Source organism: Streptomyces sp. CLCI03 (assembly GCF_053615355.1).
Genome location: NZ_CM132132.1, coordinates 1,490,796 through 1,502,769, shown reverse-complemented (window position 1 = coordinate 1,502,769; position 11,974 = coordinate 1,490,796). Strand labels below are relative to the sequence as shown.

The following is an 11,974-nucleotide window of genomic DNA, read 5'->3' as shown; positions in this document are numbered from 1 at the left end:
ATGGCCAAGATCACGATGGCGCAGGCGCTGAACGCCGCCCTGCGCGACGCACTGCGCGAGGATGAGCGCGTGCTCGTTTTCGGTGAAGACGTCGGTCCGCTCGGCGGCGTCTTCCGGATCACCGACGGGCTGACCCGCGACTTCGGCGAGCAGCGCTGCTTCGACACCCCGCTGGCCGAGGCCGGCATCGTTGGACTGGCCGTCGGCATGGCGATGGGCGGCTTCCGGCCCGTGGTGGAGATGCAGTTCGACGCCTTCGCCTATCCGGCCTTCGAACAGATCGCCTCACACGTGGCCAAGCTCCGCAACCGGACCCGGGGGCGGCTCGCGCTGCCGATGGTGATCCGTATCCCCTACGCGGGCGGCATCGGGGGAGTCGAGCACCACTGCGACTCCAGCGAGGCGTACTACGCGCACACCCCGGGCCTGAAAGTCGTCACCCCGGCGACGGCCGAGGACGCGTACTGGCTGCTGCGCGACGCCATAGCCGACCCCGACCCGGTGGTCTTCCTGGAGCCGAAGAAGCTGTACTGGTCGAAGGAGGACGTCAACCTCGAGCGGCGCGGAGCGCTGCCGTTCGGGCAGGCGGCGATCCGGCGGAAGGGCCGCGACGCCACGGTCGTCGCGTACGGGCCGTCGGTGCCGGTGGCGCTGGCCGCGGCCGAAGCGGCGGCGGCCGATGGCATCGAGCTGGAGGTCGTGGACCTGCGCACGCTGGTGCCCTTCGACGACGAGACGGTCACGGCATCGGTACACCGGACCGGGCGCTGCCTGGTCGTCCAGGAGGCCCAGGGATTCGCCGGCGTGGGGGCGGAGATCGCCGCACGGGTGCAGGAGCGCTGTTTCCACTCGCTGGCCGCGCCGGTCCTGAGGGTGGCCGGCTTCGACATCCCGTATCCGCCGCCGAAGCTGGAGCACGCGCATCTGCCCAGCGTCGACCGGATCCTCGACGCCGTCGACCGTCTCCAGTTCAGCGACGCGCCGGACACCCGGCACCTGCTGAAGGGAACGGCCGCATGAGCACCGCAGCGCTTCAGGAGCAGCTGTTCCGGCTGCCCGATCTCGGCGAAGGGCTGACCGAGGCCGAGATCATCGAGTGGAAGGTCGCGGTCGGTGACACGGTGACGATCGACCAGATCGTCATCGAGGTCGAGACCGCCAAGGCCGCAGTCGAGGTGCCGGTCCCCTACGCGGGCACCGTGCTGCAACTGCACGCGGAGGCGGGTACGGCGCTGGAGGTGGGGAAGCCGCTGATCACGGTGGGTACGCCGACTTCCGGCCGGCCCGACGGCGCGGGGGAGGGCCCGGGCGCCCAGCCTCCCGTCGATTCGACGTCGGCCGACCCTGCCGCTGAGCGATACCGGGAGGAGGAGCAGGCCGGGTCCGGCAACGTCCTGATCGGCTACGGCACCGGCCACGGCCCGGCACCGCGTCGCCGACGCCGACGCGGGGGCGCCGCGACGGGAGGCGGCACTGGTGCCGAGGCGGCGCCGTCCGGAGAGCTGCACGCTCCCCGGGTCATATCTCCCCTCGTACGCAGGATGGCGCGGGAACACGGGATCGACCTCGCCGCGTTGGCGCCATCGGGTCCCGCAGGGGTCGTGCTCAGACGAGATGTCGAGCAGGCCGTTGGGCGGGCCGGCCAGCTGGCGACGGACCCCGATACCGCACCGGTCACCCCGGACCGGCAGCAGTCGGCGGATCGCGCACCGCACGCTCGGCCGGCGCCGGCCGGCCCTGAGCGCATCCCGCTGCGCGGAGTCCGCCGCGCGGTCGCGGACAAGCTCTCCCGCAGCCGCACCGAGATCCCCGACGCCACCACCTGGGTCGACGTGGACGCGACGAGCCTGCTCCAAGCCCGGAAGGCCATGCAGGCCGCAGACCCCGGCCGCCCCATCGGGCTGCTGGCCCTGCTCGCCCGATTCTGCATCGCCGGACTGCACCGCTTCCCGGAGCTGAACTCCACCGTCGACACCGAGCGGCGGGAGATCGTCCGCTTCAGCGAGGTGCACCTGGGCTTCGCAGCCCAGACCGAACGCGGCCTGGTGGTCCCCGTCGTCCGCGACGCACAGCGCATGACGACCGCACAACTGGCTGCCGAGCTCGCCCGGTTGACCGGGCTGGCCCGCGACGGGGCCCTGCCGCCCGACCGTCTGACCGGCGGGACCTTCACCCTCAACAACTACGGCGTGTTCGGTGTCGATGGATCCACGCCCATCATCAACCACCCTGAGGCCGCTCTGCTCGGCGCGGGCCGCATCGTGGACAAACCCTGGGTGGTGGACGGCGAGCTGGCCGTCCGCAAGGTCATGCAGCTCTCCCTCAGCTTCGACCACCGGGTCTGCGACGGCGGTGTGGCCGGCGGGTTCCTGCGCTTCGTGGCCGACTGCGTGGAACGCCCGGCGATCCTGCTCGCCGACGTCTGATCCACGCCCGCTTCCCCCGCGTCTGCCCAGGCGCCTTGCACCCATAAACCTACCGAACGTTCGGCCAGGAGCTCTCAGTGACCACCGACCAGCATCCCGACTTCTTCGTCCGCCATGCGGCGCTGCTCGACCAGGCGGTGGAGTGTGCCGCCGACCGCACCTACTGGACGCCGTACCCGGAAACCCCCAGTACCTCTGCGTACGGGGCCGAGGCATCCCGGCTGGGCGAGGCCGCCTTCCACGGCCTCCTCGGCCAGCCCTTCCGCATCGAAGGGCATCCGGCCACCGGCACCGTGCCCGCCACCGAGGTTTCGCCCTACGGCTTCCCGCTCGGCGTCAGTTACCCGTACCTGGCGCCCGATGTGGCCGTCGCGACGGCCAAGTCAGCCGCAGTGGCATGGCGCGCCGCGAGCCCGGACACCCGGGCCGGCGTCGCCGCCGAGATCCTCGCCCGGCTGAACGAGGCGACCTTCGAGATCGCGTACGCCGTCCAGCACACCACCGGCCAGCCCTTCATGATGGCGTTCCAGGCCGGCGGTCCACACGCCCAGGACCGGGGTCTCGAAGCGGTCGCCCACGCATGGAACGAGCAAACGCGCCATCCGGTCGCGGCCCGCTGGAGGAAGCCCCAGCGCAAGGGCGGCCCGCTCGTCATGGACAAGACCTTCACCACCGTGGGACGCGGTGTGGCAGTGCTGATCGCCTGCAACACCTTCCCCACCTGGAACGGCTATCCGGGATTGTTCGCGAGTCTGGTCACCGGCAACCCGGTGGTCGTCAAGCCTCATCGACGTGCCGTGCTGCCACTGGCGATCACCGTGCGGATAGCCCGTGAGGTGCTGGCGGAGGCCGGCTTCGATCCGGACGTGGTACTGCTCGCCGCCGCGAAGCCCGACGAGCGCACCGCCCCTGCCCTGGCCACCCACCCCGATGTGCGCATCGTGGACTACACCGGCTCCAGCGAGTTCGGCGACTGGCTGGAGACCAACGCCCGCCAGGCCGCGGTCCACACCGAGAAGTCCGGGCTCAACACCGTCGTCGTGGACTCCACGGACGATTACGCTGGTCTGCTGCGCAACCTCGCCTTCTCCCTGTCGCTCTACAGCGGCCAGATGTGCACCACCCCGCAGAACATCCTCGTTCCCCGCAACGGCTTCCCCACCGACCAGGGGCGCCGTACGGCCGACGAGTTCGCCGCCGACCTCGGCGCCGCCCTGGACAGGCTGCTCGGCGACCCGGCCCGTGCGGCCGCCACCCTCGGCGCGATCGTGAACGACGGTGTCCTGAAGCGCGTGGCGGAGGCGGCGGAACTCGACCGTGTCGCCCATCCATCGAGGCAAATCACCCACCCGGACTTCCCGGACGCGGCCGTCCGTTCCCCGCTGTTGGTCCGGCTCGAGGCCGAGACCGACGAAGAGACATACACGAGCGAGTGGTTCGGGCCGGTCTCCTTCGTCATCGGTACCGACTCCACCGCGCACGGCCTGCGTCTCCTGCACGACACCGTACGGCGCCACGGCGCGCTGACCGCCTCCGTGTACGCCACCGCCGAGGGTGTGCTGGAGGCGGCACGGGCAACCGCGCTGGAGGCGGGCGTGCACCTGTCGGAGAACCTGACCGGCGCGGTCTTCGTCAACCAGTCCGCCGCCTTCAGCGACTTCCACGGCACCGCGGCCAACCCCGCGGCCAATGCCGCCCTCACCGACCCGGCGTTCGTCACCGGACGCTTCTCGGTCGTCCAGTCCCGGCGCCACGCACCCGCAGAGGAGCACGTCGATGCGTGATGATGAGGTCTACCTGATCGACGGGGCCCGCACTCCGCTCGGCCGCCACCGAGGCGCCCTGGCCTCCGTACGCCCCGACGATCTGGCCGCCCTCGTGGTCGGCGAGGCGGTACGTCGCTCTGGCATCCCGGCCGACACCGTGGACGAGGTGATCCTCGGCGCCGCAAACCAGGCGGGCGAGGACAACCGGGACGTGGCCCGGATGGCCGTCCTGCTGGCCGGACTGCCGGACACCGTGCCCGGATACACCGTCAACCGGCTGTGCGCGTCCGGACTGACGGCCGTCGCCTCGGCCGCCCAGGCGATTCGTGCGGGGGAGGCAGACCTGGTCGTCGCGGGCGGAGTGGAGTCGATGACCCGTGCCCCCTGGGTGATGGCCAAGCCCGGCACGCCCTGGGCCCGGCCCGGCGAGGTCCACGACACCTCCCTCGGCTGGCGCTTCACCAACCCGCGCTTCCCGGCCGCGACCAGCCTGTCCATGGGCGAGACCGCCGAGGAGGTCGCCGCCCTGGACGGCATCACCCGCCTCGACGCGGACACCTTCGCGCTGCGCAGCCACCGCAGGGCGGAGGCCGCCCAGAGGGCGGGCCGCTTCAAGGAAGAGATCGTGCCGGTGCGGGTGGCGGACGGCGAGGTGACCCAGGACGAGGGGCCTCGGCCGTCCACCTCGCTGGAGAAGCTCGGCGGACTGCGCACGTCCTTCCGCAGCGACGGGATCATCACCGCGGGCAACTCCTCGCCGCTGTCCGACGGGGCCGCTGCCATCGTGGTGGCGAGTTTGGCGGCGGTCGAACGATACCGGCTCACCCCCCGGGCCCGCGTCGTCACCGCCGCATCGGCCGGGGTCGAGCCCCGCTTGATGGGGCTCGGGCCTGTGCCGGCCACCTTGAAGGCACTCGCCCGCGCGGGCTGGCGGTCCGACGACCTGGACGCCGTCGAGGTGAACGAGGCCTTCGCCGCCCAAGCGCTGGCAGTCGTCCGACGCCTGCGGCTCGACGAGGACCGCGTCAATGCCGACGGCGGCGCCATCGCCCTCGGACACCCGCTCGGCTGCTCCGGCGCCCGCATCCTGCTCACCCTGCTCGGACGCATGGAACGCGAGGACGCCCGACGGGGACTGGCGACCATGTGTGTGGGGGTCGGCCAGGGCGTGGCGATGCTGGTGGAGCGCGTATGAGCACGCGGGACGACACGGCGTACGAGACCCTGCGGGTCGAGGCCGGCGCGGACCGGGTTGTCGTGACCCTGCACCGGCCGGAGGCTCGCAACGCCATCAGCAGCGGCATGATCGCCGAACTGCATCGCGTGTGCGAGGACCTGGAGCGCGCGCCGAGGCTGCTTCTGCTCACCGGGCACGGCGGGGTCTTCGCCGGCGGCGCCGACATAGCCGAACTGCGTTGGCGTGGCCGGGAGGAGGCGCTGCAGGGAATCAACAGCCGTCTGTTCGAGCGGGTACGCAGGCTGCCCCTGCCCACCGTGGCCGCGGTGGACGGCTGGGCGCTGGGCGGCGGCGCCGAGCTTGCGTACGCCTGCGACATCCGGATCGCCGGGCCAAACGCCGTCTTCGGCAACCCCGAACCTGGCCTGGGCATCCTCGCCGCCGCCGGGGCCTGTTGGCGGCTGCGGGAGCTGCTCGGCGAGTCGGTGGCCAAACAGGTCCTGCTCGCCGGGCGGAACCTCGACGCACCTGCCGCGCTCGCCTGTGGGCTGGTCACGGACGTCGTACCGGCCGAGCGGCTGAACGCCGAGGCACACGCCCTGCTGGACCGCATGGCTCGTTCCTCGGCGCTTGCCCTGCGGCTGACCAAGCTCGTCACCGACGCCCCGGGTGCCCATCCGGTGGCTGACGACCTCGCCCAGGCCGTGCTGTTCGAGGGCCGCGACAAGGAGGAGCGCATGACGCGATTCCTGGAGAAGAACGAGAAGAACGGAGGCCGGGCATGACCTTGGCATCAGTACCGCCCGCCGTCGTGGGGGTGATCGGCGGCGGCCGGATGGGGACCGGTATCGCCCAGTCCTTCGCGGCCGCAGGGTCGTCCGTGGTCGTCGTGGAACACGACGAAGCGGCCGCGACCGTCGCGCTGAACCGCATCGCCGACGGGCTGCGGCGGGCCGCCGAGCGCGGGGGGCCCGGCGGATCCGCCACCGATCACGTACCGGACCGGGTCACCGCCGTCACCTCGATCGCCGAACTACCGGCCGACGCCGATCTCGTCGTAGAGGCGGTACCGGAGGACGCCGCGCTCAAGGCCCGGCTGCTCGCCGCCGCCGAGCGGGCCGTGGGGGAGCGGTGCGTGCTCGCCACCAACACCAGTTCCCTGCCGGTCACCGAACTCGCGGCGGCCCTGAAGCGGCCGGGACGCTTCCTGGGCATGCACTTCTTCAACCCGGTGCCCGTCTCCGCGCTCGTCGAACTGGTCCTCACTCCCGACACCACGGGGGAGACTCTGACGGCGGCGGTCGGCTGGACGCACGCCCTGGGCAAGCAGAAGGTCGTCGTCCAGGACTCGCCGGGATTCGCCAGCAGCCGTCTCGGCCTGGCCCTCGGTCTGGAGGCCGTCCGCATGGTCGAGGAGGGGGTCGCCGAGCCGGAGGCCATCGACACGGCCATGCGCCTGGGATACCGGCACCCGATGGGGCCGCTGCGCCTCACCGACGTAGTAGGTCTCGACGTACGGCTGGCCATTGCCGACCACCTGCACAGGACGCTCGGGGAGCGGTTCGCCCCGCCGGCATTGCTGCGGGAGAAGGTCGCCCGCGGCGAGCTGGGCCGCAAGACGGGGAAGGGGTTCTACTCATGGCCGTGACCGATGGTGCGCCCACCGAGGGTCAGGAGCCGGGCCGTCCCGCCCGTCACGGGGTCGCCTACGACGTCACCGACGCCGTGGCCGTCATCGAGCTGCGCGGTCCCGGGAGCGGCAACGCGCTCGACACCCATATGCGCAGCGCCCTCCTCATGGCGGCACGCCGCCTGACCACGGACACCGCACGCGGTGTAAGGGCTGCCCTGATCACTGCCCGCGGAAGGCATTTCTGCGTCGGCCAGGACCTCAGGGAGCACGCCCGGCAGCTGAACACCGCGCCCGAGGCGGCCTTCGCGAACCTTCCCAACGACTACAACCCGCTGCTGAAGGAGCTGCACGGGCTGCCGGTCCCGCTCGTCGTGGCCGTCGAGGGCGCATGTGTCGGGGCTGGGCTCGGCATCGCGCTCTGCGCGGATCTGCGCGTCGCCGCCGAAGGAGCCCACTTCGCGACTGCCTTCACCGGCATCGGCCTGGCCTCCGACTCGGGGGTCGCCCGCGGCCTCGCCCGCCAGCTCGGTCCTTCGCGGACCGCAGGACTCATGCTCCTCGGAGACCGCTTCTCCGCACAGGACGCCGAACGCTGGGGCCTGGTCCACCGCGTCGTGGCGGACGGCTCGGCCACGGCTGAGGGGCTGGCCGTCGCCCGCTCCCTCGCAGGCGGACCCACCGCCGCCCACCGAGAGATCAAGGCACTGCTGCGGTCCGCGGCCACCGCCACGCTGCCGGCCGCGCTGGAGCGCGAAGCCGTGATCCAGCGCCGGCTCGGCGCCACCGAGGACCACCGCGAAGCCGTCACGGCGTTCCTCGAACGCCGCAGCCCGGCCTTCCGCGGCCATTGACCCACTCATCGAGTACGACGGGACACGCATACCCCATGAACACCCCCACCGTCACACCATCCGGGCCCCAGGGCCCCGAGGCCACCTTCGAGGACACCATCGCCCGCGACCAGCGCATCGAGCCCCGGGACTGGATGCCCGACGGCTACCGCACCACGCTGATCAGGCAGATCGCCCAGCATGCCCACTCCGAGATCATCGGTATGCAGCCGGAGGGCGAGTGGATCACCCGGGCACCCTCGCTGCGCCGCAAGGCCATCCTCTTCGCCAAGGTGCAGGACGAGGCCGGGCACGGGCTGTACCTCTACTCCGCGGCTGAGACCCTCGGGGCGGACCGCACGGACATGACGGCGCGTCTGATCGACGGCCGCCAGAAGTACTCGTCCATCTTCAACTACCCGACCGAGACCTTCGCCGACGTCGGCGTGATCGGCTGGTTCGTGGACGGCGCGGCGATCTGCAACCAGGTGCCCCTGTGCCGGACGTCGTACGGCCCGTACGGGCGCGCCATGGTCCGTGTGTGCAAGGAGGAGTCCTTCCACCAGCGGCAGGGGTACGAACTCCTGCTGACGATGATGCGCGGCACCGACGAGCAGCGGGAGATGGTGCAGGACGCGGTGAACCGCTGGTGGTGGCCGTCGCTGATGATGTTCGGCCCGCCGGACGCCGACTCGCCCAACTCCGCGCGATCCATGGCCTGGAAGATCAAACGGCACTCCAACGACGAACTGCGACAGCGGTTCGTCGACATGACCGTGCCGCAGGCCCAGAAGCTCGGCGTCACCCTGCCCGACCCCGGCCTGCGGTGGAACGAGGAGCGCGGGCACCACGACTTCGGCGCCCCCGACTGGGACGAGCTGAAGCGCGTGGTCTCCGGCGACGGACCGTGCAACGCCGAACGGATTGCACGGCGCCGGGCCGCCCACGAGGAGGGCGCCTGGGTGCGGGAGGCGGCCTCGGCCCATGCCTCCAAGCGGGCGACCCGGGTGCGTGAAGGAGCGGCGGCATGAGCGGCACCGACCGGACTTCCGCCGGCGGACCCGTCCGCATACGGGACGAGTGGCCGCTGTACGAGGTGTTCGTCCGGGGCAAGCGTGGACTGAACCATGTCCACGTGGGCTCCCTGCGCGCGCCCGACGACACGATGGCCCTTGTCCACGCCCGCGACCTGTACACCCGGCGCAACGAGGGCGTGAGTGTCTGGGCCGTGCGATCCGACTCCATCGCCGCCTCCACCCTCGCCGAGAAGGATCCCTTCTTCGCGCCCAGCGGCGACAAGGTCTACCGGCACCCGACCTTCTACGACATCCCCGACGACGTACCCCACATCTAGGAGCGGCCGCCAATGAGTCACGAGGATCTGTACGTCGACCACGACAACGCGCAGTGGGCGTTCGGCACCGGATTCACCGACCCCCTGCACGGCATCGACCAGAGGGTGCCGGACGGCATCGACGCCGGAGACCTTGCCGCCTGCTGTCTGGCCCTGGGCGACGACGCCCTGGTGTCCGCCCAGCGGCTCGCCGAGTGGTGCACACGCGCCCCGGAACTGGAGGAGGAACTCGCCCTGGCCAACATCGGCCTCGACCTGCTCGGCCAGGCCCGGCTGCTGTATGCCAGGACGGGACGGGCCGACGGTACGGGCCGCGGCGAGGACGCGTACGCCTACTTCCGTGATCCAGACGGCTTCCGCAACCTACGGCTGGCCGAACTGCCCGGCGGCGACTTCGCCTTCACGATCACACGGCTGCTCGTCATGTCGGTCTGGCGGCTGGCCGTCTTCGAGGAGCTCACCAGCGCTCCTGATCCGGTGCTCGCCGCCATCGCCGCCAAGAGCGTGAAGGAGCTCTCCTACCATTGCCACTACGCCGCGGTGTGGACCGTGCGCTTGGGCGACGGGACTCCCGAGTCCCGTGACCGTCTCAGAACGGCGCTGTTCGACGTCGCGCCCTGGCTGGGAGAACCACTGACCGACCGGACCGCAGCCGGTCTGGGCGCCGAGTCCGCAGTGGTCGCCGACCGGACGCTGCGGCATCTCGCCGACGTCCTGGTGCGAGCGGGATTCGACCCCTCCGAGGTCCTGCCTCTCGGCCCGGCGTCCGCCCCCGCCATACCCGGCTCCGGCCGCGACGGTGACCGTACCGAACACCTGGCGCCGCTCCTCACCGAACTCCAGAGCATCGCCCGCGCACACCCGCAGGCGCAATGGTGACGCTCGCGGATGCCGGCGAGCACCGCCGAGATGCGGCGCACCGCGCCTGGCGTACCGCCTGCGAGATCCCCGATCCTGAACTGCCCATGCTTACCCTCGCCGACCTCGGAGTGCTCCGCGGTGTCGAGGTGGAGCAGGACGGTACGGTCGTCGTGCGGCTCACCCCGACCTACTCAGGCTGTCCCGCCGTGGCCGAGATGCGGGCTGAAGCCGCCACCCGGCTGCAGGCGGACGGCTTTCCCGCCGTTCGGGTCGTCACCGTGCTCGACCCGCCCTGGACTACCGACTGGATCACATCCCAGGGCCGTCTCAAGCTCGCCGAACACGGCATCGCACCACCGGGGCCTCGGCGCCTCAGCGAATCCGGGCCGGTGTGGCTGTCCCTCGGGCCGGCCCCGGCGGATGTGCCCTGCCCGCGCTGCGCCTCGGTCGATACCGAGGAGATCTCACGGTTCGCCGCAACCGCCTGCTTGGCGCTCCGCCGCTGCGGCACCTGCCTGGAGCCCTTCGAGCACCTCAAGGACCTTTGATGACGACCCCCTCCCGTCCCCCCGTCACGGCGCGGACCCGTCTGCGTCCCACCTTCCACGCCCTGCGCGTCGCAGCGGTTGAGGGGCTGTGCTCCGACGCCACCGCGCTCACCCTCGCGATACCGGACCGTCTGGCCGAGGAATTCGCGTTTCTCCCCGGCCAGTGCCTCACCGTGCGCCGGGAGATCGACGGCCGCGACGAGCGCCGCTCCTACTCCATCTGCTCCCCCGTCGGGGAACCTCTGCGTATTGGCATCCGCGTCGTACCCGGCGGCCTGTTCTCTTCCTGGCTCGTCCACGGTGTGCGCCCAGGAGACACCCTTGAGGTGATGGGGCCGGCCGGTGCTTTCACCCCCGACCTCAGCGCAGCCGGTCAACCCGGTGATTCCGGTCAACCCGGTGGCCTCGGCCACTTCGTGCTGATCGCTGCCGGGTCCGGCATCACACCGATGCTGTCGATCGCCGCCTCCGTACTCGCCGCCGACGACTCGTCCCGCATCACCCTCCTCTACGGCAACCGGCGCACCGATTCGGTGATGTTCGCGGACGAACTGGCAGATCTGAAAGACCAGTACCCGGCCCGCTTCCAGCTTGTTCACGTGTTGTCCCGCGAGCCGCGCGGGGCCGAAATGCTCTCCGGCCGCCTCGATGCGGCGCGGCTCACCGCCCTGCTCGATGCCCTGGTCGACACCGACGGCGTCGACCAATGGTGGCTGTGCGGTCCGCACGGCATGGTCCGTGACTCCAGCGCCATCCTGGCCGGGCTCGGCGTCCCGGCTGACCGAATCCACCAGGAACTGTTCCACGCCGATGAAGAGCCGCCCGCCGCCCGCCACGAGGTCTCGGCGATCGGTCTCGCCACGAGCGAAGTCACCGTCGTCCTGGATGGCAGGGTCACCACGTTCCCGGCCCCCCGGGACCGGACCGTCCTCGACGCTGCCCAACAGCTCCGCCCCGACCTGCCGTTCGCCTGCAGAGGCGGCGTCTGCGGGACGTGCCGCGCCCTGGTGACCCAGGGCCGGGGGGACATGCGCCGCAACTACGCCCTGGAGCCCGCGGAGGTGGCCGCGGGATACGTCTTGACCTGCCAGACCCGCCCCGCATCGGACGAGCTCACCGTGGACTTCGACATGTGAGCGCGAACATGTCGACAACGTTCGGTTTTCTCGACGATGAACGATCGGAAACCTGCGCTGGAAAAGGCGCATGCCGTTCGGCACAGTAAGCCCGGGTCAATCAATCGCTCTTTTCGAACAGATGTTCGGTATGACGGGTGAAAGCCTGCTTGCCGCCTTGGTCCCCGACGCGGGAGACCGCGCAAACTCGGGCCGCCCGCAACGTTCGTTGACCGACGGCGTGCGCCTATCGAGATCTTGAGC

The 11,974-nt window shown here is 71.2% G+C and carries 12 protein-coding genes; all 12 read left to right on the top strand.

What is annotated here, in order from left to right:
* The 12 genes from ACWG52_RS06855 (at position 1) to paaE (ending at position 11,731) form a co-directional block, all read left to right on the top strand.
* Positions 1-1,020: an alpha-ketoacid dehydrogenase subunit beta gene (locus ACWG52_RS06855; protein ID WP_252308837.1), complete on the top strand. Its 1,020-nt coding sequence runs from the start codon at positions 1-3 to the stop codon at positions 1,018-1,020.
* The gene (locus tag ACWG52_RS06850) at positions 1,017-2,426 is read left to right on the top strand and encodes a dihydrolipoamide acetyltransferase family protein (protein ID WP_252308836.1); all 1,410 of its coding nucleotides are present in this window, start codon (positions 1,017-1,019) and stop codon (positions 2,424-2,426) included. The genes ACWG52_RS06855 and ACWG52_RS06850 overlap by 4 nt, the downstream gene beginning before the upstream one ends.
* A gap of 77 nt (positions 2,427-2,503) precedes the next feature.
* The gene (gene paaN, locus ACWG52_RS06845) at positions 2,504-4,210 is read left to right on the top strand and encodes a phenylacetic acid degradation protein PaaN (protein WP_266599554.1); all 1,707 of its coding nucleotides are present in this window, start codon (positions 2,504-2,506) and stop codon (positions 4,208-4,210) included.
* A complete protein-coding gene (locus ACWG52_RS06840; RefSeq protein WP_030830751.1) occupies positions 4,203-5,387 on the top strand; it encodes a thiolase family protein in 1,185 nt (394 codons plus the stop codon). The genes paaN and ACWG52_RS06840 overlap by 8 nt, the downstream gene beginning before the upstream one ends.
* A complete protein-coding gene (locus ACWG52_RS06835; RefSeq protein ID WP_030830748.1) occupies positions 5,384-6,154 on the top strand; it encodes an enoyl-CoA hydratase/isomerase family protein in 771 nt (256 codons plus the stop codon). The genes ACWG52_RS06840 and ACWG52_RS06835 overlap by 4 nt, the downstream gene beginning before the upstream one ends.
* Positions 6,151-7,017 carry a 3-hydroxyacyl-CoA dehydrogenase family protein gene (locus ACWG52_RS06830; protein WP_314245584.1) on the top strand — a complete coding sequence of 289 codons (867 nt, stop codon included), beginning with the start codon at positions 6,151-6,153 and terminating at the stop codon, positions 7,015-7,017. Before ACWG52_RS06835 ends, ACWG52_RS06830 begins: the two co-directional genes overlap by 4 nt.
* Entirely contained in the window at positions 7,008-7,853 is an 846-nt protein-coding gene (locus ACWG52_RS06825; protein ID WP_314245586.1) for an enoyl-CoA hydratase/isomerase family protein, read from the top strand. The genes ACWG52_RS06830 and ACWG52_RS06825 overlap by 10 nt, the downstream gene beginning before the upstream one ends.
* A 35-nt stretch (positions 7,854-7,888) precedes the next feature.
* On the top strand, positions 7,889-8,863 hold the full coding sequence (gene paaA, locus ACWG52_RS06820; RefSeq protein ID WP_030830738.1) for a 1,2-phenylacetyl-CoA epoxidase subunit PaaA: 975 nt from the start codon (positions 7,889-7,891) through the stop codon (positions 8,861-8,863).
* Positions 8,860-9,186, top strand: a complete 327-nt coding sequence (paaB, locus tag ACWG52_RS06815) for a 1,2-phenylacetyl-CoA epoxidase subunit PaaB (RefSeq protein ID WP_252308831.1) — start codon at positions 8,860-8,862, stop codon at positions 9,184-9,186. Before paaA ends, paaB begins: the two co-directional genes overlap by 4 nt.
* A 12-nt stretch (positions 9,187-9,198) precedes the next feature.
* Positions 9,199-10,065 carry a 1,2-phenylacetyl-CoA epoxidase subunit PaaC gene (paaC, locus tag ACWG52_RS06810; protein ID WP_252308830.1) on the top strand — a complete coding sequence of 289 codons (867 nt, stop codon included), beginning with the start codon at positions 9,199-9,201 and terminating at the stop codon, positions 10,063-10,065.
* On the top strand, positions 10,059-10,595 hold the full coding sequence (paaD, locus tag ACWG52_RS06805) for a 1,2-phenylacetyl-CoA epoxidase subunit PaaD (protein WP_314245591.1): 537 nt from the start codon (positions 10,059-10,061) through the stop codon (positions 10,593-10,595). The genes paaC and paaD overlap by 7 nt, the downstream gene beginning before the upstream one ends.
* A complete protein-coding gene (gene paaE / locus ACWG52_RS06800) occupies positions 10,595-11,731 on the top strand; it encodes a 1,2-phenylacetyl-CoA epoxidase subunit PaaE (RefSeq protein ID WP_252308828.1) in 1,137 nt (378 codons plus the stop codon). The genes paaD and paaE overlap by 1 nt, the downstream gene beginning before the upstream one ends.
* Positions 11,732-11,974: the final 243 nt, after the last annotated feature.